The sequence below is a fragment of the Bifidobacterium avesanii genome, from assembly GCF_009299475.1.
GTDB classification, from domain to species: domain Bacteria; phylum Actinomycetota; class Actinomycetes; order Actinomycetales; family Bifidobacteriaceae; genus Bifidobacterium; species Bifidobacterium avesanii.
In genome coordinates this window covers 62,692-85,435 of record NZ_WBSN01000008.1, presented here as the reverse complement: position 1 = coordinate 85,435, position 22,744 = coordinate 62,692, and the positions used below count along the sequence as shown (strand labels likewise).

Annotated in this window: 17 protein-coding genes and 1 tRNA gene; 12 read left to right on the top strand and 6 right to left on the bottom strand. The window is 66.3% G+C overall.

The window, feature by feature from the left end:
• The first annotated feature begins 7 nt into the window (after positions 1 to 7).
• The 3 genes from grpE to DSM100685_RS05855 all read left to right on the top strand — a co-directional run bounded on the left by grpE (position 8) and on the right by DSM100685_RS05855 (position 2,505).
• Entirely contained in the window at positions 8 to 646 is a 639-nt protein-coding gene (gene grpE, locus DSM100685_RS05865; RefSeq protein ID WP_152350420.1) for a nucleotide exchange factor GrpE, read from the top strand.
• An 81-nt stretch (positions 647 to 727) separates the two neighbouring features.
• Positions 728 to 1,753 (top strand): DnaJ C-terminal domain-containing protein, encoded by a 1,026-nt coding sequence (locus tag DSM100685_RS05860; protein ID WP_152350419.1) that lies wholly within the window; start codon positions 728 to 730, stop codon positions 1,751 to 1,753.
• A 182-nt stretch (positions 1,754 to 1,935) separates the two neighbouring features.
• Positions 1,936 to 2,505, top strand: a complete 570-nt coding sequence (locus tag DSM100685_RS05855; RefSeq protein WP_152350418.1) for a heat shock protein transcriptional repressor HspR — start codon at positions 1,936 to 1,938, stop codon at positions 2,503 to 2,505.
• A gap of 4 nt (positions 2,506 to 2,509) precedes the next feature.
• Here DSM100685_RS05855 and DSM100685_RS05850 read toward each other — a convergent pair whose 3' ends face one another.
• Positions 2,510 to 3,613, bottom strand: a complete 1,104-nt coding sequence (locus DSM100685_RS05850) for a LacI family DNA-binding transcriptional regulator (RefSeq protein ID WP_240811892.1) — start codon at positions 3,611 to 3,613, stop codon at positions 2,510 to 2,512.
• A gap of 303 nt (positions 3,614 to 3,916) precedes the next feature.
• Between DSM100685_RS05850 and DSM100685_RS05845 the strand changes: the two genes are divergently transcribed.
• From DSM100685_RS05845 to DSM100685_RS05825, 5 genes are all read left to right on the top strand, one after another.
• Positions 3,917 to 5,914 carry a glycoside hydrolase family 127 protein gene (locus DSM100685_RS05845; RefSeq protein WP_152350416.1) on the top strand — a complete coding sequence of 666 codons (1,998 nt, stop codon included), beginning with the start codon at positions 3,917 to 3,919 and terminating at the stop codon, positions 5,912 to 5,914.
• 194 nt (positions 5,915 to 6,108) lie between these two features.
• Entirely contained in the window at positions 6,109 to 7,533 is a 1,425-nt protein-coding gene (locus DSM100685_RS05840) for an MFS transporter (protein ID WP_152350415.1), read from the top strand.
• 271 nt (positions 7,534 to 7,804) lie between these two features.
• Entirely contained in the window at positions 7,805 to 9,148 is a 1,344-nt protein-coding gene (locus DSM100685_RS05835; RefSeq protein WP_152350414.1) for an MATE family efflux transporter, read from the top strand.
• Between the two features lie 135 nt (positions 9,149 to 9,283).
• Entirely contained in the window at positions 9,284 to 9,973 is a 690-nt protein-coding gene (locus DSM100685_RS05830) for an HAD family hydrolase (protein WP_152350413.1), read from the top strand.
• A gap of 154 nt (positions 9,974 to 10,127) precedes the next feature.
• Entirely contained in the window at positions 10,128 to 11,081 is a 954-nt protein-coding gene (locus DSM100685_RS05825; RefSeq protein ID WP_152350412.1) for a 3-hydroxyacyl-CoA dehydrogenase, read from the top strand.
• 297 nt (positions 11,082 to 11,378) lie between these two features.
• On the opposite strand, the gene DSM100685_RS05820 is transcribed toward DSM100685_RS05825, so the two are convergent.
• The 3 genes from DSM100685_RS05820 to DSM100685_RS05810 form a co-directional block, all read right to left on the bottom strand.
• Positions 11,379 to 11,451: transfer RNA gene (locus DSM100685_RS05820), tRNA-Ala, on the bottom strand.
• Between the two features lie 152 nt (positions 11,452 to 11,603).
• Entirely contained in the window at positions 11,604 to 12,407 is an 804-nt protein-coding gene (locus DSM100685_RS05815; RefSeq protein ID WP_152350411.1) for a DedA family protein, read from the bottom strand.
• Positions 12,408 to 13,002: 595 nt separating this feature from the next.
• Positions 13,003 to 14,559 carry a dolichyl-phosphate-mannose--protein mannosyltransferase gene (locus DSM100685_RS05810; protein WP_239512718.1) on the bottom strand — a complete coding sequence of 519 codons (1,557 nt, stop codon included), beginning with the start codon at positions 14,557 to 14,559 and terminating at the stop codon, positions 13,003 to 13,005.
• Positions 14,560 to 14,649: 90 nt separating this feature from the next.
• Here DSM100685_RS05810 and rsmI point away from each other — a divergent pair, with 90 nt between their 5' ends.
• Complete coding sequence (gene rsmI, locus DSM100685_RS05805) at positions 14,650 to 15,654, top strand: 16S rRNA (cytidine(1402)-2'-O)-methyltransferase (protein WP_152350410.1); 1,005 nt, start codon at positions 14,650 to 14,652, stop codon at positions 15,652 to 15,654.
• Positions 15,655 to 15,669: 15 nt separating this feature from the next.
• On the opposite strand, the gene DSM100685_RS10965 is transcribed toward rsmI, so the two are convergent.
• The gene (locus tag DSM100685_RS10965) at positions 15,670 to 16,161 is read right to left on the bottom strand and encodes a variant leucine-rich repeat-containing protein (RefSeq protein WP_239512717.1); all 492 of its coding nucleotides are present in this window, start codon (positions 16,159 to 16,161) and stop codon (positions 15,670 to 15,672) included.
• On the bottom strand, positions 16,158 to 16,841 hold the full coding sequence (locus DSM100685_RS05795; protein WP_152350409.1) for a hypothetical protein: 684 nt from the start codon (positions 16,839 to 16,841) through the stop codon (positions 16,158 to 16,160). Before DSM100685_RS05795 ends, DSM100685_RS10965 begins: the two co-directional genes overlap by 4 nt.
• A 170-nt stretch (positions 16,842 to 17,011) precedes the next feature.
• Here DSM100685_RS05795 and metG point away from each other — a divergent pair, with 170 nt between their 5' ends.
• From metG to DSM100685_RS05780, 3 genes are all read left to right on the top strand, one after another.
• A complete protein-coding gene (gene metG / locus DSM100685_RS05790) occupies positions 17,012 to 18,877 on the top strand; it encodes a methionine--tRNA ligase (RefSeq protein WP_152350408.1) in 1,866 nt (621 codons plus the stop codon).
• A gap of 234 nt (positions 18,878 to 19,111) precedes the next feature.
• Complete coding sequence (locus tag DSM100685_RS05785; protein ID WP_163201071.1) at positions 19,112 to 20,296, top strand: MFS transporter; 1,185 nt, start codon at positions 19,112 to 19,114, stop codon at positions 20,294 to 20,296.
• Positions 20,297 to 21,972: 1,676 nt separating this feature from the next.
• On the top strand, positions 21,973 to 22,629 hold the full coding sequence (locus tag DSM100685_RS05780) for a bifunctional 4-hydroxy-2-oxoglutarate aldolase/2-dehydro-3-deoxy-phosphogluconate aldolase (protein ID WP_152350406.1): 657 nt from the start codon (positions 21,973 to 21,975) through the stop codon (positions 22,627 to 22,629).
• Positions 22,630 to 22,744 lie beyond the last annotated feature (115 nt).

Here is a 22,744-nt window from a genome sequence, read left to right as displayed (position 1 = left end):
CCTCGCCATGGCTGAGTTCAACAAGGACGACTACCTGAACGATCTGCCGAACGCCGACGACGCCGCCGCGAAGACGCCCGAAGAGGGTGCCGATGCGGCGGCCGCCGCGCCTGAAGCCGGTGCCGGTGCGGCAGCGGATGCCAAGGCCGCCGCGGACGGTAAGCCCGCCGAGGACGGCAAGGCCGGATCCGACGCCCCCGCCGACGAGCTGACCCCGCTCGGCAAGGCCAAGAAGGAGGCCGCCGAATACCTCGAGGCCCTGCAGCGCGAGCGCGCGGAGTTCATCAACTTCCGCAACCGCGCGTCCAAGGAGCAGGAGCGCTTCCGCCAGCACGGCATCATCGACGTGCTCACCGCGCTGCTGCCGGCCCTCGACGACATCGACCGCATCCGCGAACACGGCGAGCTCAGCGACTCGATGAGCGCCGTGGCAGCGAAGATCGACAAGGCGTTCGGCAAGTTCGGCGTCGAGAAGTTCGGCGAGAAGGGCGAGGACTTCGACCCCACCCGCCACGACGCGATCCTGCACAAGCCGGACGCGTCGGCCGAGAAGGAGACCGTCGACACGGTCGTGGAGGCCGGCTACCGCATCGGTGACCGCGTGATCCGCGCCGCCCGTGTCGTCGTGGCCTCCCCGCAGAACTGACATGCACATCGGCTCCCCTCCCAACCCGAGGGGAGCCTTTCATAAGGACTGAATGAACATTCGTAGGAAAGGAGACATGGGATGGCTGAGAATGAATGGCTGAGCAAGGATTTCTACAAGGTCCTCGGTGTCTCCAAGGACGCCAGCGATCAGGAGATCACCAAGGCGTACCGCAAGCTCGCGCGCAAGTACCACCCGGACCTCAACAAAACCAAGGAGGCCGAGGAGAAGTTCAAGGACATCTCCGAAGCCTATGACGTGCTGAGCAACAAGGACCAGCGCCAGAAGTACGACGCCATCCGCCAGTTCGGCATGGGCGGCGCGCGCTTCGCCGGCGGCTCCGGCCAGGGCGGGTTCGACGCCTCCGGCTTCGCCGATATGTTCGGCGGCATGTTCGGCGGCGGCGCGGGCGGCAACGGCGGCTCGCGCATCCGCTTCAGCACCTCCGGCGGCGGCAACCCCAACCTCAACGACATCTTCTCGATGTTCGGCGGCGCCGGTGCGGCCAGCGGCCCGCAGTCGGCCGGCGGCTACGGCGGCTATCAGGGCTACGAGGAGGCCCCGCGCCCGCAACGCGGCGAGGACCGCAACTCCAAGATCACGCTGACCCTGCGTCAGGCGATCAAGGGCGCGACCGTCTCGCTGAGCGTGGACGGCTCCAAGTTCAAGACGCACGTTCCCGCGGGCGTCAGGGACGGTCAGAAGATCCGCCTCGCCGGCAAGGGCCACGCGGGCCTCAACGGCGGCGCGCACGGCGACCTGTATCTCAACGTGAGCGTCAAGTCCGACCCGAAGTTCGCCATGCGCGGGCGGGACATCGTCATGGACCTGCCCGTCACGCTGGCCGAGGCCGTGGGCGGCGCCAAGGTGGTCGCGCACGACATCGACGGCAACGAGGTCACCTTCAAGGTGCCGGCCGGCTCGTCCTCCGGAACCGAGGTGCGCATCGGCGGCGCCGGCGTCCAGCGCGGCAATACGCCGGGCGATTTGGTCGGCCGCGTGATGATCCACGTGCCCGCCAAGCCGGGGCTGGGCGTCAAGCATGCCGCCAAGGAGTTCGACAAGGCGTCCGGCGACTTCGCCGGGGAGCTGGCTTCGGAACGGTAGGCCCGAGGCGGCGGTTTCCGCCCGCTTTCCGTTTTCCCGTCATCCTGAGCGGAGCCCGAAAGGCGCGGTCGAAGGGGCTCCTTCGATTCCGCCCCCGCGGACTCCGTCCGGGATGGCGTTTTCAATTCCCATACCCGTTTTCATCATCTTCCATCGTCATACGTTCGGAAAGGAGCGCACGGATGGCCCGCATAGCGCAGCAGATCCGCAAGGCGTACGCCCTGTGCGCCCAAATGCTCGTGGAGGGGCGCGCCGAGCTGGACGAGCTCGACGACATGGGATTCGACGTGAACCTGTCCGTGTTCACCGTCTCGCAGGCCGCCACGGTCGCCGGCGTCCACCCGCAGACCCTGCGGCAGTATGACCGCGTGGGACTCGTCACGCCCCGGCGCACCGGCGGCGGCGCCCGCCGCTACTCCCTGCGCGACCTCGACCGGCTCGTGCAGGCCCAGCATCTGAGTCAGGACGAGTCCATCAACCTCGCGGGCATCACCCGCATCCTCGCGCTGCAGGAGGAAAACCGCCAATTGCGCCGGCAGGTCCGCCGCCTGCGCAAGCCCGCCGGATCGTCCATCTTCGCGGCCGACGCCGACGGCGACATCGTGGAGGTCCAACGCTCCCGCCGCGCCCGCATGTGGCGCCACGAAATCCACGCCCACGCCCGCGAAATCACCGCCGGGCCCGCGCAATCCCTGCCGCCCGCCATCCGCCCCGCCGCCGAAGCCGCCACCATGGTCGTCTGGCGCGGCTGACCATTCATGCGTTGTTGCGGCGGAAGATGCGGTCGGAGCTGTTGAGCGCGGTCCGGCGTTCGGGCTCGGTGGACTCGCGTACGATCATCGGGCATTCCACCGTGATGACGCCGTGATGCGGGTGCCCGCGGATCGCGTCGAGCAGATATTTCGCCGCTGTTTTGCCGATCAGCGTGATGTTGTTGTCGAACGTGGTGAGCGTCGGATGCGCGTTCGAGCAGAACACGAACCAGTTGTCGTGCCCGATCACCGCCACGTCCTGCGGCACGCGCTTGCCGATCGCCAGCAGCCCGCGCACGGCCCCGCGCGCGATCTCATCACTCAGCGCGTAGATCGCGTCCAGATGCGGGTATCGGTCCACCAGCACGCGGGCCGCCCGTTCTCCCCACTCCTCGCTCCACGAGTCGTACAGCACCGCGACCGGACGGAAATCATATAGCGTGAACGTGCGCCAGGCGCCCTTGACGCGATCGTGCGCGGCCTGAAAGTCCTCCGGTCCGGCGATCACCGCAATGTAGCGGCGACGCAGGCTCAGCAGGTATTCGATCGCCTGCGCACCGGCGCCGATGTTGTCGCACACCACGCTACAGTCGTCCGGGTCGGTGGACGGATCATACGTATAGACCACCGGCAGTCCCATCGTGGTGTTCGGATTGAGCGGCGGGCGCGGGTTCGAGGTGTCGCCCACCACGATCAGCCCGTCCACGCCGTGCGCGGCCAACTGGTCGATGTGGCTGCGTTCCAAGGCGGCCCGGCCGTGCGAGCTCATGAGCAGGGCCGCGTGGTTGGACGCGCCCAGCGTGTTTTCCGCGCCCATGAGCAGCGGCAGCGAGAACCGGCCGTTGTAATCCGACGTGATCAGCCCCACCAGCCCCGACCGCTGCGTTTGTCGCGCCGCGGCTGCCCGGTTCGCGCCCGATGCGCCCGGTCTGGCCGCCGCTCCCGCCGCGGTCGGATTGGCATAGCCGTCCGAATCGGCCGCGGTCTTGCGGTATCCCAGTTCCTTCGCCGCGGTCTGCACGATCCGCCGGGTCTTTGCGGACAATCGTCCCGTGCCGTTGAGCGCCTTCGACGCCGTCGCGACGGACACGCTGGCCGCCTCGGCCACGTCCAGCAGTGTGACTCGTCGCCCGCCGCGCGCGTCCCCGTCCCCGCATCTGTCCGATGCGTTCGATGTGTTCGATGCCGTTCCCTTCACAGGGGAAATCCTACCTGCCGTCGTCGTTTTGGGAAAATTTTCCCATTCGCGCGACCCGCGCAAACGCCGCGCGCCGGGCTCATACCATCATTTGCAGATGCCGGTCAGGGGCAAGGAGTTGCGCAGCTGCAAGTTCTGGAGCCGGCGGAAGCAAAAGCGAAAGCGAAAGCGGAAGCGATCAAACGACCGATCAATGTGGAAAGGACGGCACGCATGAGCACCAAGGTGACGGTGACCTCGCCATTCTGGCGCAGGTATCGCGAAAACGTCGCCAAAGAGGTGATCCCCTACCAGTGGGCGGTCATCAACGACGAGCAGAAGATCGACATCCCGCGCGACCCCTCGGGCGCCAAGCAGGACATCGACTACCACTACAGCCGTGCCGTGCGCAACCTGCGCATCGCCGCCGGCGACGAGCAGGGCGAGTTCAAGGGCTTCGTGTTCCAGGACTCCGACGTGTACAAGTGGCTCGAGGAGGCCGCCTACTCGCTGGCCTACGAGCCCGACGAGCAGCTCAAGGCCCTGTGCGACGACCTCGTGGACCTCATCGCCCGCGCCCAGCGCGAGGACGGCTATCTGGACACCCCGTACATCATCAAGTCCGGCGCGTTCGCCAACCGCGAGCGGTTCACCCAGATCCAGCAGTCCCACGAAATGTACGTGATGGGTCACTACATCGAGGCGGCCGTGGCGTACTGGGAGGTCACCGGCAACGAGCAGGCTCTCGACGTGGCCCGCAGGATGGCCGACTGCCTCGACGCCAACTTCGGCGAGGAGGACGGCAAGATCCCCGGCGCCGACGGCCATCCGGAGATCGAACTGGCCCTGGCTCGCCTCTACGAGGCCACCCGCGAGGGCAAGTACCTCAAGCTCGCCCAGTTCTTCATCGACGTGCGCGGCAAGGACCCGAGCTTCTACGACAAGCAGAACGCGAAGATCGGCGACGGCTCCACCGACATCTTCCCGCAGATGCGCGGCTGGACCCACGAGTACACGCAGACCGCCCGCCCGATCCGCGAGCAGAAGACCGCCGAGGGACATGCAGTCCGCGTGGGCTACATGCTCACCGGCGTGGCCCATGTGGCGCGCCTGACCGGCGACAAGGGTCTCGAGGAGACCGCCAAGCGTCTGTGGGCCAACATCGTGCGCCGCCGCATGTACATCACCGGCGGCGTGGGCTCCACGCACGTGGGCGAGGCGTTCACCTACGACTACGACCTGCCGAACGACACCATGTACGGCGAGACCTGCGCCTCAGTGGCCATGAGCTTCCTCGCCCGCCAGATGCTCGAGCTCGAAACCAAGGGCGAGTACGCCGACGTGCTGGAGAAGGAGCTGTTCAACGGCTCGATCGCCGGCATCGCGCTCGATGGCAAGCACTTCTACTACGTCAACGCGCTCGAGGCCGATCCCGAGGCCACGGAGCACAACCCGGACCGCTACCACGTGCTCATGCACCGCGCCGAATGGTTCGGCTGCGCCTGCTGCCCGGCGAACATCGCGCGCCTCATCGCCTCGGTGGACCGCTATCTGTACACCGTGCACGAGGACCGCCGCGAGATCGTCGCGCACCAGTTCATCGCCAACGACGCGGAGTTCTTCGACGGCGTGAAGGTCTCGCAGAAGTCCAACTTCCCGTGGGACGGCCACATCGAGTTCACCGTCACCGTGCCCGAGGGCGCCGACCCGGTGGAGTTCCTGGTGCGCATCCCGTCCTGGTCCGCCTCCAAGCACGAGATGACCGTCAACGGCGAGGACGCCCGCCGCCTGCCCGTCGACAACGGCTTCGTCTCCGTCGAGGTGACCGCCGGCACCACCGAGATCACGCTGGACCTCGACATGGCCGTGAAGTTCATGCGCTCCAAGACCCTCACCCGCCACGACGTGGGCAAGGTCGCCGTGATGCGCGGCCCGATCGTGTTCTGCGCCGAGGAAGCCGACAACTCCGCCCCGCTGTGGAACTACCGCATCGACAGTCACAGCGCCGACAAGGCGAAGGCCGAGTACCACTTCGGCGAGCTCGACGGCGTGGAGGTCATCACGCTGCCGGCCGTCAAGCGCACGCACGACGACGCCGACTTCCCGCTGTACGCGGATGTGAGCGAGCACCCGGTGGGGGAGAAGTCCTACGACTTGAAGCTCGTGCCGTACTACGCGTGGGCCAACCGCGAGGTGGGCCAGATGCAGGTCTGGTTCGACTCGGACTTCTGAGCCGGCTGACCGCGATCCGCGGCCCGCGATCCGCATCCCGCGCATAACCGAAGATTTGGACCCCTCATCCCCGCCGACTTTTTGCCGTTGTCCGCCGCGGGGGTAAGGGGGCCCTATACCCCAAACCAACACCACCAACAGGGTTGACAAGTCAACCCAATCTCATAAACCATCAATCAACGAAGAAGGGAATTATGAGCACCGCAACCCAGACCGCCCCGGCGATCAAACTCACCACGAAGGAGAAGGTCGCCTACTCCTTCACCGATATGGCCGGCAACCTGCTGTACGTGACGATCTCCTCGTACATCATGTACTTCTACACCAACGTGTTCCACATCCCGGCCGCGGGCGCGCTGGGCGCCGGCACCATCCTGTTGGTCGCCCGCTTCGCCGACGCGATCTCCGCCGTGGTGTGGGGCTCCGTCGTGGACCACACCAACACCAAGTGGGGCCAGAGCCGCCCGTGGTTCCTGTGGCTGTGCGTCCCGTTCGCCGTGACCGTGTTCATCGCGTTCACCGCCCCGAGCCTGCCCGACGGCGCCCCGAAGTTCTGGTACGCGCTGATCACCTACATCCTGGCCGCCGGCGCCGTCTACACCGGCATCCAGACCCCGATCACCGCCATCCTGCCGAACCTCACCGACGACCCGACCGAGCGCAACAACGCCAACTCCTTCCGCATGGCCGGCGGCCAGATCGGCTCCTTCATCACCTCCTCCTTCACCATCCCGCTGGTCGGCTGGTTCGGCGTCCACTTCGGCGGCGGCGACAAGACCGGCTTCATGATCGTCACCGCGATCTGGGGCATCGTGGCCATCGTCCTGCTCCTGTTCTCCTTCAGGAACCTCACCGAGCACAACTACCACCCCGAACTCAACAAGCCGATCCCGCTGAAGGACTCCCTCAAGGCCGCCAAGGGCAACTGGCCGTGGATCATCCTCGTGGTCGCCTTCCTCATCTACTGGATCGCCCAGTCCACCCGTAACGGCGTGTCCACCTACTACGCCCAGTACGTGCTCAACAACCGCGACCTGACCTCCATCTTCAACGGCGTGCAGGTCATTGGCCTGCTCGGCACCATCGCCATGCCGATCATCGCCAACAAGACGAAGAACAAGACGCTGACCATGCTCATCGGTCTCGCCATCGGCGGCATCGGCCAGGCCCTCATGCCGCTCGCCGGCCAGAACGTGCCGCTGCTGGTCGTCTTCTGGACCGTCGGCGTGCTCGGCGCCGCCATCGCCATCGGCATGCCGTTCGGCATGCTGGCCGACACCGTCGACTACGGCGAGTGGAAGACCGGCGTCCACGCGGCCGGCTTCCTGACCGCCGTCGGCTCCGCCTTCTGCATCCAGGTCGGCTCCGGCTTCGGCGCCTTCCTGCCGCTGGAGATCATGGGCGCCGCCGGCTACGACGCCAACCTCGAACAGCAGTCCCAGTCCGCGCAGGACGCCATCAGCTTCTGCTTCATCTGGCTGCCGGTGATCGTCTACATCATCGTCGGCGTGATCATGTGCTTCTACCGTCGCTTCGAGAAGATGGAGCCGCAGATCAAGGCCGAGCTGGCCGAGCGCCACGCCGCCGCTGCCGCCGAGCTGGGCGAATCCGCCAAGTGACCGGCCGGTTGGCTGATCGACTGATTGGCTGATTGGCTGATCATCCGGTCGGGCGATCAACCGGTCGATCAGCTGACCGCCTCCGCAACGCTTCCTCAACCATCGTCCTTCCGTGATTGAGGTTGTTTCCCCGCCCTCCCGCGATTCACCCCGCGGGAGGGTTCCTCATTTCCGGGATCTTCCCGGAAAACCGGGGCAACGTCGGCGCCGTCGGTCCCGAACGCGCCTACGCTCGGATGCCGGAGACTGCGGATGCCGGAAGGAGATGCGCATGGCCGTCATCGACATGACCCAGGGCAAACCCACCGGGCATTTGGTCAACTACGCGGTGCCGCTCGTGCTCGGCAACGTGCTGCAACTGTCGTACAACGCGTTCGACGCGATCATCGTCGGGCGGTTCATCGGCAAGGAGGCGCTCGCCGCCACCGGCATGGCCAGCCCCGTCATGAACCTGCTCATTCTGGGCGTCTCCGGGCTGACCATGGGCGCCGGCGTGCTCATGAGCGAATGCTTCGGCGCGCGCGATTTCGGCCGGTTCCGCCGGGCGCTCGCCACCACGCTCATCACGGGCCTGATCGCCTCGGTAGTGGTCGCGGCAACCGGAATCCTCTTCGCCGGGCCGCTGCTCACGCTCCTCAACGTGCCCGCGGAGGCGTTCGACATGACCGGCACGTACCTGCGCATCACGTTCGTCGGGCTGCCGCTCGTCTACGGTTTCAACGCGCTCATGGCCGCGCTCAAGTCGGCCGGCGACTCGAAGACGCCGCTCAAGTACCTCAGCGTCGCGATCGTGGCCAACGCCGCGCTCGACGCGGTGTTCATCGGCGGCTTCGGCTTCGGCATCGACTGGGCCGCGCTGACCGACGTGCTCGCGCAGGGCTTCTGCTTCGTCGCCACCGGCATCGTCATGATCCGCCGCATGCCGCGCTTCCGCGTGCGCCGGGACGAATGGCGGGTGGACCGCGCGCTGCTCGGCGTGATCTGGAAGTACGGGTCGGTCACCGCGCTGCAGCAGTCCATCCAACCGATCTGCAAGCTCATCATCCAAAGCGCGGTCAACACGCTCGGCGTGGACGTGGTCGCCGCGTTCAACGCCGTCACGCGCGTGGACGACTTCGCGTTCACCCCGCAGCAGAGCATCTCCCACGGCATCACCACCTACGTGGCGCAGAACCGCGGGGCCGGACGGACGGAGCGCATCCGTCCCGGATTCCGCGCGGGCCTGCGGCTGGAATTCGCCTACTGGGTGCTCATCGGGCTTGCGGTGCTGCTGCTCAACCGGCCGATCATGCGCCTGTTCGTCACCGCGGACCAGACGCGCGTGGTGGACCTCGGCTGCCAGTACCTCACCACCATGGCGCTGTTCTACATCTTCCCGTCGTTCACCAACGGCATTCAGGGATTCTTCCGCGGCATGGGCAACATGTCCGTCACGCTCGTCTCCACGTTCATCCAGGCGTCCCTGCGCGCGGCGTTCACATGGCTGCTCATCGGGCGGCTCGGCATGTACGGCATCAGCTTCGCGTGCGCGATCGGCTGGGCCGCGATGCTGCTGTTCGAGGTGCCGTACTACTTCATCTCCCGTTCACGCGATTTTCGCCCCTTCATCGTGTGAACCGGAAACGCACACGACCGAACATGTGCGATACTCGATATTGGTTTGATCCCGCGAATTGGCGTGCGCGAACGAATAACCCGCCGGTTCGCAGGATGATGAAGCCCGAAACTGGTGAACCGGAAGGAGACCGCAATGGAGCTGCGAGCGGTGTTTTGGGACCTCGACGGCACGCTGATCGACTCGGAGCCCCTGTGGCATCAGGCCGAGATCTCCATCGCCACCAACAACGGCGGCACGTGGAACGAGGAGCTGGGCTGGAAGATGTCCGGCACGCCGGTGCCCAAGGTCGCGCGGATGCTTGTGGAGGCCGGCACGCAATTGTCCGAGGAGGAGATCGGCCGCCAGATGATCGAATACGTCAAGGAGCGCGAATTCGCCGGGCTGCCGTGGATTCCGGGCGCGCTCGAACTGGTGCGCGCGCTCGCGGACGCCGGCGTGCCCAACGTGCTCGTGACCGCGTCGCCGCGCATGATGGCCGAGAACGTGCTGCGGCAGGCCGGCGAGGGCACGTTCGCCGCGTATGTGTGCGGCGACGACAACACCGCAAAGAAGCCGTCGCCTGAGCCGTATCAGGCCGCCGCCCGCAAGATCGGCATCGATCCGGCGGACGCGGACGCCATGGCACATTGCGTGGCGCTCGAGGATTCCGGCGTGGGTCTGCAGGCCGGCGCCGCGTCCGGGGCGACCACCATCGCGCTGACCGGCTACACGCGCACCGACGCCACCGGCGGCCCGCAGTTCGACGCCATCCACGACTACGACGGCGTGACCCCGGCGACGCTGGAGGCGTTCGTGGAGCGCCGGCTCGCCTCGCTGCGCTGATTCCGCTTTCGGGCGCTGTCTTTCGGGCGTCGTCCTTCCGGCAATGCTTGGAAACGGGCTCGCCGCATTCCGCCGTCACGGCTAACCTGTAAGCACCGGGACGGCCGGTCGACAACGATCCGCCTCCCGTCCAAGCATCCAAAGGAGGATACACATGGGCATCAAGAACGTGGTGGTCGCGGGCGGCGGCGTGCTGGGCAGCCAGATCGCATTCCAGAGCGCGTACAAGGGCTGCAATGTGAAGGTGTGGCTGCGTTCCGAGGGGTCGATCGAGCGCGCCAAGCCGAAGTTCGAGCGTCTCAAGGGCATCTACCTCAGCACGCTCGAGGCCATGAAGACCAATCCGGCCGCCTACTGCCGCGGGCTTGCGCCCAAGGACGCCACGCCGGAGGAACTGGACGCGCTCAAGGCCAAGGTCGAGGAGGCGTACGACGGCCTGACGCTCACCACAAGCTACGACGAGGCCGCCGCCGACGCCGATCTGGTGATCGAGTGCATCGCCGAGAACCCGCAGGAGAAGGTCGCGTTCTACACCGAGCTCGCCAAGCACCTGCCCGAGCGCACGATCGTCGTCACCAACTCGTCCACCATGCTGCCGAGCGCGTTCGCGCAGTACACCGGCCGCCCGGACAAGTACCTCGCCCTGCACTTCGCCAACGAGATCTGGCGCAACAACACCGCCGAGATCATGGGACACCCGGGCGCCGAGGGCGTGCCCGCCACCGATCCGGCCGCGTACGACGAGGTCGTCGCCTTCGCCGAGCAGATCGGCATGATCCCGCTCAAGCTCAGGAAGGAGCAGCCGGGCTACATCCTCAACTCCATGCTCGTGCCGTTCCTGTCCGCCGCCGAGGCGCTGCTCGCCAACGACGTGGCCGACGTGGAGACGATCGACAAAACCTGGCAGCTCGCCACCGGCGCCCCGCTCGGCCCGTTCCGCATCCTCGACGTGGTGGGCCTCACGACCGCGTACAACATCGGCCGCCTCGACCCGCGCGCCGCCGACCCGACCACTGTGCAGGGCAAGATCGCCGCGATGCTCAAGAAGTACATCGACGAGGGCAAGACCGGCATCAACGCGGGCGAGGGCTTCTACAAGTACCGGTGATCTCGGGGCGCGGGCGCGACCGCGAGGCTCCTCGGACCGGGGTGGTTCCCTCTGGACCGGGCGCGGTTCCCCGGACGGGGAGCGGATTCCCGGACAGGGCGTGCCCGCTCCCGGTCCACGTACGGTGAAATCCGCAATTTTCCAACGATTTGCCATGCTGCGGACGGGGCGTGCCCGCTCCCTGTCCACAGCATAGCTTCCCGGGGATTGGCAACGGTGGGGGTGACGGTCCCTTGGTGGACGGCGGTGTCCGAATATGAAAAAAGGCCGATCCCGGTGGAATGGAATCGGCCTTCGTGGAGCTGATGGTAATCGAAACCACGACCTCTTCGATGCGAACGAAGCGCTCTACCAACTGAGCTACAGCCCCTTGGATGTTGCCTTGCTTCGCAGGACAACTCTCGTTAGCTTAGTACAGCGTTCCGGGTTTTGCAATTTGGAAGACACGCCGGGAATGACGCGGATTTGCGGTCATTCCCGGCGTGGAGCTGATGGTAATCGAAACGCCCGGATACCCGAAGCTCAGCGGCGGTGATGCGCGGCCTTGGAGATGCCGGACTCGATGCCGTCGCCCTCGAGGTTGGTCATGCCGGACTGCATGAGGTCGAGCTGGGAGTCGACGGTGGAAGCGGCGGAGGCACCCTCGTCGGCCTCGGCGGCGGGCTTCTTCTTGCCGAACTTCGCCTTGAGCAGGCCGATGATGGTGGGCAGCAGGGAGATCACGAGGATCAGGATGATGACGAGCTCGAAGTGCTCCTGCACGGCCGGGATGCCGCCGAAGAAGTAGCCGAGCAGCGTGAACAGGGTGGACCAGGTCAGGCCGCCGAGGACCGAGAACGGGGTGAAGCGGCTCCAGCGCATGCCGGAGATGCCGGAGATGAACGGCATGAACGTGCGGATGAACGGGAAGAATCGGCCTAGGAACACGGCGAGCGGGCCCCACTTCTCGATCATGCCCTCGGTCTTGGCGATGCGCTCCGGGGTCATGGCCTTGACCTTGCCGGACGCGATGATGCGGCGGCCGAAGAAGTGGCCGATGAAGTAGTTGCACTGGTCGCCGATGATCGGGGCGAGCCAGACCGTCGGCAGCAGGAACATGAGCGGCAGCGAGCCGGGGGCGCCGGTGGCCGCGTCGGGGGCCGCGAAGAAGCCGGCCGCGAAGAGCAGCGAATCGCCCGGCAGGAATGGGAAGAAGACCACGCCGGTCTCGATGAACACGATGAGGAAGATGAAGCCGAGCGTCGGGGCCACGCCCATCGCGATCCAGCTGGCGATGGCCGCTCGCGGGTCCTTGAGCAGTTCGAGAATGAAGTTGACGAATCCCATATGAGTCCTGAAGATCCTTGCTGTTCGATTGTTTGATTGTCCTAAACCGCACACCACCCTAGCAGTTCGTTGATCGTGCATGCCGCCGGAGCCCCGCGGCCCACCGAAATCCTTACAAACCTTAAAGCAGTCTTAGAGCGGTCCGGGCTTGGAACGGTCCGGTTTTAGAGCGGCCGCCGAATGATTCGTCCGGGGCCGTATGCCGCGGGGCGAGCCGCGGGTAAATGCGACGTGACCGTGACCGGCCTGTGACAGTGCGCGTGACCGTGGCCGGGGCGCCGATTGGGCGGCGGATGAGGATCCTTGGAATTCCAACGATTCCGGCGCGGTGTGACCGTGGCCGGGCGTGCGGCGTCACGGTCACGGTCACAAGCCGGTCATGGTCACGTATGGTCACGGTCAATGTCACGCGGAGCCGAGGAGCGGAACGGCGACAGGAAGCAGAAAAGCCAAAGCCTCGCTGGACCCCGCCGCGCGCGACCACGAGTCGAACCACATATGCGGAGCCGTGAAGCGGGGAATCCGGTGGATTTCCCGTAGGCTCCGGGAGCGGCCACCACGGCCGCGACGGTCCCATATGTGGTTCAGCGGATCGTTAGATCCACGAGTCGAACCACATATGGGACAGCCAGAACTCGTAGGGCACGGGGATGGCCGTCCAGATGGGGTACCAGAACACGGCGGCGAGGCCGATCACGCCCAGGGCCACGCCGCAGGTGACGTGGTAGGCGCGCGGCGAGAGCATGTCGCGCAGCCAGTCGGCCACGTAGCAGATCGCGAGGACCATGGCCGGCAGAATCACGATCGCGTAGAACGTGAACGTGGTGCGGTTGAGGTACTGCGCCCACGGCAGCCAACCGGCCAGCAGACCGGCGAGCACGGCCCAGATCCTCCAGTCGCCGCGCTTGACGAACGCCGCCACGATGATGCCGATGATCACGCACAGCGAGCCCAGCCACCACAGGAACGGGTTGCCGATCGACGTGATCGCCGCCACGCAGCGGCTCTCGGGGCTGAGCGCGCACAGGCCCGGGGCGCCGGTCAGATGGTCCTCCCAGTAGAAGCTGGTCGGGCGCACCTGCAGCGGCCAGGTGAGCGGGTTGGCCATGTAGTCGTGGTGCGCGGTGAGCGTGGTGTGAAACTCCCACATCTGCCGGTGGTACTCCACGAAGGAGCGCAGCCCCTCGGGCAGCCACGTCACGCCCTCGCCGGGGTGGTTGGCGGCCCAGTTGTGCATGTACGAATCGGGGTGGATGAACCAGCTCGTCCATCCGGCCAGATAGGTGAGCGCGTAGATCGGCACCATGTAGAGCGCCGCCGCGAGGCCGTCCTTCCAGATGCCGGTGCCGAGCCAGCCGCGGTAGCCGGCCTTGTGGCGCTCCCACGCGTCCCAGACGACCGAGATCACGCAGAACACGGCGAAGAAGTACGTGCCCGACCATTTCACGCCGGTGGCCAGTCCCAGCAGCACGGCGGCTCCGGCCCGCCACGGGGAGAGCGCGATGAACGGCCCGCGCGTGTCGAGCGCCCATCCGTCCCGGCCGGGCAGCCATCGGGCGTCGCGGCGCCGGCTGTCGCGCGCGTAGGCCTCCCGCAGCCTCCCGCGCGCCCAGTCGCGGTGGATGAGCAGCAGGGAGAGCGCGCCGAGCGTGAAGATCATGATGAACACGTCTAGCAGGCCGGTGCGGCTCATGGTGATGCCCAGACCGTCCACGCTCATGAGGAAGCCGGCCATGAGGGCGATTGGCAGGTTGCGGAACAGGCGCAGCGCCACGCGGCACAGGACCAGAATGGCGAGCGTGCCGGCGACGGCTGTGGCCGCGCGCCATGCGAACGGGTTGCCCGCGCCGCCGAACAGCTTGAGGCCGAGCGCGATGCACCACTTGCCCACCGGCGGATGCACCACGTACTCCGCGGAGCTGAGCCAATGATCGGTGTCGCCGGCCGCGAACAGGGCGTTGACCTGATTCTCGCCGCTGACGGCCGTGCCCACGTCCTTGGGCCAGTTGCGCGGCTCGCCGGTCATGAGCATCGTGTAGGCGTCCTTGACGTAGTACGTCTCGTCGAACACGACCGCCCGCGGGCTGCCCAGCCGGATGAACCGCAGCAGACCGCCGAAGACGGCCATGAGCAGCGGCAGCACCCAGCCCATCAGCCGCAGCTGAGCCGCGGTCGCCGACGTTTTCCAAGAATTCACGCGCCCTAACTTCATCAAGGCCCAGATTAGGGGATACTAAGAATCATGCAGACCGTAGCCGAGCAATCATCACAAATTACAGCCGAAACAGGGGAGCAGGCCGCCGGAGCGACGTCCGAGTCCGCCGAGTCCGCCGCGACGGCCGCCCGCAACGCCGTCGCCGTGCCGATCCCGCGCGGCACCGTGGTGCTGGCCGCCACCCCGATCGGCAACGTGGGCGACGCCTCGGCCCGTCTGGTGGCCCTGCTGGCCGACTCGGACGTGGTGGCCGCGGAGGACACCCGCCGCCTGTACGATCTGGCGAACCGCCTCGGCGTGCACGTCAACGGGCGCGTGATCGCCTACCACGATCACAACGAGCGCAACAAGGCCGACGCGCTGCTCGACCAGGTGGCCGCCGGCGCGTGCGTGACGGTCGTGTCCGACGCGGGCATGCCCACCATCAACGACCCGGGCATGGCGATTGTGCGCCGGGCGATCGAACGCGGGCTGCCGGTCACGTGCGCCCCCGGGCCGAGCGCCGTGCTGGACGCGCTCGCGATCTCCGGGCTGCCCACCGACCGCTTCTGCTACGAGGGTTTCCTGCCGCGCAAGCATTCCGAGCGCATGCAGCACCTGCGCATGCTGCAGCCCGAGCGCCGCACGATCGTGTTCTACGAGACGCCCCACCGCATCGCCGAGTCCATGGACGACCTGCTCGAGGCGTTCGGCCCGAACCGGCCCATGGCGCTGTGCCGCGAGCTGACCAAGGACTACGAGCAGGTGCGCCGCGGAACGATCGCCTCCGTGCGCGAATCCGTGCAGACCGATCCGCCGCGCGGCGAAATGGTGCTCGTGATCGGCGGCGCGTCCGACGACGAGGCGCAGGCCGCGGCCCCCAGCGCGCTGAGCGTGGAGGATCTGGCCGTGCTGTCCATCGACCGCGCGCTTGAGGACGGGCTGCGGATCAAGGAGGCGATCAGCCAGGTGATCGAGGAGCATCCGCTGCCGGACGGGTCGCTGGCCAACCGCAAGCAGGTGTACGCCGCGGTGCTGGAAATGAAGGCCTGACGGAGGCCTGGATGGCTATAGCCGCCGGTCCAGTAGCTCCAGCAGCACCTCGATGGCCTCGCGCACGCCCGGTCCGCCGGCCTGTGCCACGTATTCGAGCAGTTCCGGGCCGGAGTGCGGGTTCGCCACGAGCCATCGGCGCAGCTCCGGGGCCGTGCGGGCGATGTGCCACAGCACGGCTTCGTCGGTTGCGGGATCGCACGCCACGGCCGCGGTCAGACGCATCGGGGGAGCGGGCGGCAGCGCCATCGACGGCATGTCCCGGTCCCGCTGCGCGTCGGCTTCGGCCTTGAGGCTCATGAGCCGGTCGTGGCTCACCTCTCCCACGCGCAGGCGCCGGTGTCTGCCGCGGCGGTCGTCGTGCCGAGTGAAGAAGCCGCCGGGCGGGTTGGCGTCCAAGGCGCGGGAGACGCCGGCGTTGGCTCGCGCCGCCGGGCTGACGGCTTTGTGCCGCATGCGGTCGCGCTGCGGCAGCGGGCGTGCCGGGAGGGATGAAATCGCGGTCATGACGGGTCCTTTCCTAAGGTCTTTCCTGCGGGTTTCGGGAATTCCGGGTCCCTGAACATGGGGTCCCTGAATTCGGGGCTTCTGAGGTCCGGCTGGGTGTCGCCGATGCGCGTGAGCAGGCCGATGCCGCGCGCGTGCCCCGGCCAGCGCGGGTTGTCCCACAGCAGTTGCAGGCATTCGTCCACGGTCACGCCGAACTCGCGGATGAGCTCGACGATCGCGTTGGGCACGTTCAGCCCATCGAAGCGTCCGGGCTTCGCGCAGGCCAGATCGCATGCGGTGCGCGCGGGCGACGTGACCCACAGGCGCCCGAGGCGCGAGCGGTCCCGGTCGTCGAGCTTGCGGTCGTACACCTGAATGCGCCGGCCGTACACCGCGGCGCGGAAATGCGAATGCGAGACGATCTGGAGGTTCGGCGGGAATTCGCCGCCGATCCACACCCACAGCGCGAGCGTGGCGCAGGCGGTGGAGGCGGAGGGCAGCATGGCCTGAATGATGCCCGCGCGGCCGTGCACGGTGCGCGCCTGACTGGCGAGGTAGCCGCCGGTGCCGTCCAGCGGGACCAGAATGCCCATGCGGGCGAGGGCGGCGGCGCCGAGCGGGCCCGGAAGCTCGCTGGCGGGGATGATGGAGTCGTTCGCGCCGGAGGGGATGACCGGCGCCGTTGCGGTGGTCTTCATGGCTCAGCACGGTAGGCGCGTGCGGGGCGCGGAATCCAGTCGCGGACGTGCGGCGGTGGATAAGTGGATAACTCGCGTCGCGGTGGATAACTTCGCCGGGACGCGGGACGGGCCGCGAGACGGGGCGCGAGACCGCCCAGTGTCTCCACCGCGCTCGATAATCGGGGACTATGACGAATATTCTTGTGAACGTTGCATGGCCGTACGCCAACGGCCCCCGCCACATCGGCCACGTCGCCGGCTTCGGCGTGCCGTCGGACGTCTACGCGCGCTACGAGCGCATGAAGGGCAACGACGTCCTGATGGTCTCCGGCACCGACGAGCACGGCACCCCCATCCTCGTGGAGGCGGAGAAGGAGGGCGTCACCGCCCAGCAGCTCGCCGACCGCTACAACCGCGTGATCGCCAAGGACCTGTGCGACCTCGGCCTGAGCTACAACCTGTTCACCCGCACCACCACCGGCAACCACGAGCACGTGGTGCAGGAGCTGTTCAAGCAGTGCCTCGCCAACGGCTACATCTACAAGGGCACCCAGCGCGTGGCCATCAGCCCGTCCACCGGCCGCACCCTGCCCGACCGCTACATCGAGGGCGAATGCCCGATCTGCCACGCCGAGGGCGCGCGCGGCGACCAGTGCGACGCCTGCGGCAACGAGCTCGACCCGGACGAGCTCATCAACCCCGTCTCCAAGATCAACGGCGAAACCCCGCGCTTCGAGGAGACCGAACACTACTTCCTCGACCTGCCGGCGCTCGCCGACGCGAACCTCGCATGGCTCAAGACCCGCGAGGGCTGGCGCACCAACGTCATCAACTTCTCCATCGGCCTGTTCAAGGAGGTCAAGCCCCGCGCCATCACGCGCGACATCGACTGGGGCATCCCCGTGCCGGTGGCCGGCTGGATCGACAACCCGAACAAGAAGCTCTACGTGTGGTTCGACGCCGTGATCGGCTACCTGTCGGCCTCCATCGAATGGGCCCGCCGCCAGGGCGACCCGGAGGCGTGGCGCAAGTGGTGGAACGACCCGGCCTCGCCCGCCTACTATTTCATGGGCAAGGACAACATCACGTTCCACTCGCAGATCTGGCCCTCCGAGATGCTCGCCTACAACGGCCAGGGCTCCAAGGGCGGCGAAACCGGCCCGCTCGGCCCGCTCAACATGCCCGAGCAGGTGGTGGCCAGCGAGTTCATGACCATGGAGGGCAAGAAGTTCAGCTCCTCCCGCGGCATCGTGATCTACGTCAAGGACATCCTCGCCCGCTACCCCGTGGACGCCGTGCGCTACTACATCTCCGTGGCCGGTCCCGAGTCCTCCGACTCCGACTTCACGTGGGCCGAGTTCGTGCGCCACAACAACGAGGAGCTCGCCGCCTCCTGGGGCAACCTCGTCAACCGCGTGGCCAACCTCATCGCCAAGAACTTCGGCGAGATTCCGGCGCTCGACGAGGCGTCCCTCACCGATCAGGACCGTGCGCTGCTCGCCGAGTCCTCCGCCGCGTTCGAGACCGTGGGCCACTCCATCGAGACGCACCATCAGAAGGCCGCGCTCGGCGAGGCCATGCGCATCGTGGGCGACATCAACAAGTACATCTCCGCCACCGAACCGTGGAAGATCAAGGACGACCCGGCGCGTCTGGGCACCGTGCTGCACGTGGCCGCGCAGGCCGTGTCCGACGCGAACCACCTGCTCGCCCCGTTCCTGCCCCACTCCGCGCAGAAGGTGTGGGAGGCGCTCGGCGGCAAGGGCACGTTCTCGCCGCTGCCGCGCATCGAGGAGGTCGAGGACCTCGACAAGCCCGGCTTCCGCTACCCGATCATCACCGGCGACTACAGGCTGGGCGTGACCGTGCACCCGTGGAAGAGCGAGCCGATCGAGGTGGGCGCGCCCGTGGCCAAGCCGACGCCGATCTTCGCGAAGATTCCGCAGGAGGCCGTGCAGGAGGAGCTCGACCGCTTCGAGTCCGAGCTCGCCGCCCGCCGCGAGGCCGAGGCCCAGCGCCTCGCCGCCGAGAAGGCCAAGCTCGCCGAGAACTGATCCGGTCGGTTTCGACAAACTTGTGAAAATGCGCTTCTGGGCGCCGGATTTCCGATGGATTCGGCCGCTCAGGGGCGCATTTTCGCAGGTTTGCGATGATGGGCCGGTGTACTATGATCGGGCCGGTCCGGGGAAATGGCTCCCGGACCGGCCCGATCGCTGTTTGGGGAGTATGCGGGGTAGTGTGGTATGCGATTCCCGCACAAGGGGCGCGGGAATGGTTTTTTGGGGGGCATGACCAAACAGTTCTCAATCGTCGTATTCGGACAGTTTTTCTCCCAGTTCGGCGACAATCTCTTCAGCATTGCCATCGCGTGGTATTTGGCCGATCTGACGGGCAACCCACTGCTGATCGGCGTTGTCACCGCCGTGTTCAACGTCATTCCACTGTGCAATACGCTGACGGGCGCCTTCGCCGATCGTCATCATAAGCTGCCCATCATGCTGTCGGTGACGGTCTGCCAGATCGCCGTGCTTGGCGTCGGCGTCGCCGTATTGCAGTTCTCGTCCCTGCCCGTCGTGGCCGCGCTGATCGCCATACAAGTGGCGTGCAGGATCGCCGGGTGCTTCTTCGACCCCGCATTGACCGTGCTGATTCCGCAGCTGGTGGACGAGGACGCCCTGCAGCAGGCCAACGGGATCAATCAGGGTGTGATGCTGATCGGCCAGATCTTCGGCACCGTCGTCGGCGGTATCCTCGTCTCCGCGATGTCCCCGGCCGTGTTCCTGATCGTCAACATGGCGCTGTACGCCGTCACCCTGATCTGCCTCGTCGTCGTCCGCTCCATGCACCGGGAGCGCATGGACGACGAGGACGAGGATAAGGGCCATTGGTACGCCGGTCTGGTGTTCATATCGAAGCACGCCGTGCTGATGCACATCGTCGCACTTGCCGTCATCGTGAATTTCGCGCTCGGTCCCATTCTGAGCATGGATGCGCTCTGGGTGAGCGACTACCTGCATCTGTCCTCGTCGGCCTTCGGCGGGATCGAGGCGGCGTTCGTCGTCGGTGCCATTCTGGGCAGCGTGCTGACCGGCAACATACAGGTTCCCTTCAAGGCCAAGATGCTCGGCGCCCTGTTCCTGATGGGCCTCGCGGTCGGGGTGATGTCCCTGTTCCCGTCCTTCGCCGTGAGCTTGGCGGCGAACGCCTTGGTCGGCTTCGCCGGCGGAATCGTCAACGTGGCGCTGTACACCATCGTCCAAACCTATGTGCCGAACGAGATGCTGGGTCGCGTGAGCGGCGCCCTGCTCGCGCTCACCACGGTGTCCCAGCCGCTGGGCATGGCGGTGGGCGGAGCCGTGGCCGACGCCGTCGGGCTTCGCATCCTGTTCTTGGCCGGCGCGGCGCTCACCCTCGTGGTGGCGGTCGGATCGCTGGCTGTGCGCTGGGATCTCGGGGAATTGCGGAAATCGTGACCGATGGGAGTCGTGGCCGGCGCCTGCGGTCTTTCCGCCCGTGCAGTGCCTGCTGTGCCACCGTCACAAATTTGTGAGAATGCGCTTCCGAGGGCCGGATTTCCGATGGATTCGGCCGCTCAGGGGCGCATTTTCGCAAGTTTGCGATGATGGGCCGGCGCCGGATGCCGAAGGGCGTCGCAATTTTCAGGATTCTTTGAGGTTTCCGCATCGTTTTGCCAAGGAACCCGCGGTTATATAGGTGATGTCAGCGGATAGCACCGCAGGCGAGGTTCCCGCAGAACCCCATAACTGAACCCTTCTTCTCTCTTCTCTCTCACCCGGCGGCTTCCCCCGCCGGGTTCTTCTTTTTGTGGGTGCTTTTCTGGGGACTGTCTCGGCAAGTGCGCAACTGGCGGTTTTCATCTGTCAGTCGCCCGGCCGGCGGGGACTGTCTCATTAAGTGTGTAACTGGCGGTTTTTCATTTGTCAGTTCCTGTTGTCCGGCCGGCGGTCGGCGGCGGTGACGGCGAATGCGTTCAACGCGGGCTTCCGCCGTGCGGCCCCGTCGTCCCTGCTCTTGCCCCCCGCCGGTGGTCTATGGGAACTTTTGTGGTGTTTATAACCGGGGTTTGGCCTTACGGGAGTAGGCGCGTCGGGGTGTTATTTTCCCGGCGGGGAAGTGGTCGCGAGCTCTGACGGGAGCCGCGGCGGAGCCTCGCGCTGAGACGTGCGAATCGCGTTCGTCGAGCGGATCGCCCGCCTGATCTCCACGTCGTAGCCAAGAAACGGCATGAGCCGGTCCCATGCGTTGGACCGCAGCCCCCGGATGGTCGAGCCATGTGCGAACCACTATGAAATGGCTGCTCAATCTGCTCTCGCGGTGGCGTGCGCTATCGGTGGACGGGTTGGTTTTGCGCTGCCGCACACTGGATTCGCTCAATCCTGTTGTCGGAAGTCAAGGATTGAGCGAATCGGATGCGTAACTGGATGATTTCACATGGTCACGCACTGGATTCGCTCATTTTGGTCTGATTGGTTCATGGATTGAGCGAATCCAGTGTGGCGCGATGCCTGACGGGGCTGTATCGCACTGGATTCGCTCAATCTGACCAGGTTGGTTTGAAGATTGAGCAGGATGAGTGCGGGGAGGGGCGATTTTGCGTCGTCACGCACTGGATTCGCTCAATCTGATCGAGATGGACGGTAAATTGAGCGGATTGAGTGCGGGGCGACGTCGGACGTGGCTGTATCGCACCGGGTTCGTTCGGCTTGACGTGCGTGGGCGCGGGCCGGCGTGAAGAGAAGACGGGTGAACGGGCGCCGGGACGGGCGGTCTTGGCCGAAATACAGCCCTTTGCCAAGCGTGGCGCCGCTGTTGACGCTGTTGACGTTGTGTTGACGCTGGTGGCGATGCCGATCTCGTCGTCGCGCGCGCCGCACCCATGTGCCATACGCGCATGCCAGCCGAACGCATGCCGGGCGCATGCCAGCGCGCCGCTCCTGTCGCCCGCCGGTCCGTGCAGGGTCACATGGATGTGATTCCATGAGCCAAATTTGAGATTTGTGATTCCATGTGAACAAATTTCCCGGAATTGTCCCAATGAAAACACTATAAAACCGTTGAAATTGCAATGGAAACGCCGTAGTGTGAATCCGTGTTGCTTGCTGTGAAACTGTGGGATAGCATGTGAGTCATGCTTAACAACTACAAGATCTCAGCGCTTGACGCTGTCGTTGATACCGGAGTTCTTGTCATCGTCCGTCTGAACGACCGCGACGAGGCCATGAACGTCTGCGAGGCCGCCATCGCCGGCGGCATCAAGGCCCTCGAGGTGACCCTGTCCACGCCGGGCGCCTTCGACATCATCCGCGAGCTGTCCTCCAAGTACCCGGACGTCGTCGTCGGCGCCGGCACCGTGCTGGACCCGGCCGCCGCCTTCAAGGCCATCGAGTGCGGCGCGCGCATGCTGATCAGCCCGAACCTCAACCCGGAGATGATCCGCACCGCCAACCGTTACCAGGTCGTCTCCATCACCGGCGCCATGACGCCGACGGAGATCGTCGACACCCTCGAAGCCGGCGCCGACATCGTCAAGCTGTTCCCGACCGAGGTCACCGGCCGCGCCTACGTCAAGAGCGTGTCCGCCCCGCTGGCCTGGGCCCCGCTCATGCCGTCCGGCGGCGTGACCGCCGAGAACGCCGCCGAGTGGATCAACGCCGGCTCGCTGGTGCTCGGCGTCGGCAGCTACATCACCAAGGCCGCCAAGGCCGACGGCGACTACGCCCACGTGACCGAGGCCGCCCGCACCATGCTGGAGGCCGTGCGCGAGGCCCGAGCCGCCAAGCACTGAGCGTCCCGGCGCGTCGAAGCGCCGAGCCGGTCGGACCAATCTTCTCCTTCCGATAACCCCTAAATCCCCCGGCGGACGCCCACCCTGCGCCCGCCGGGGACTTCCCGTCAATCAT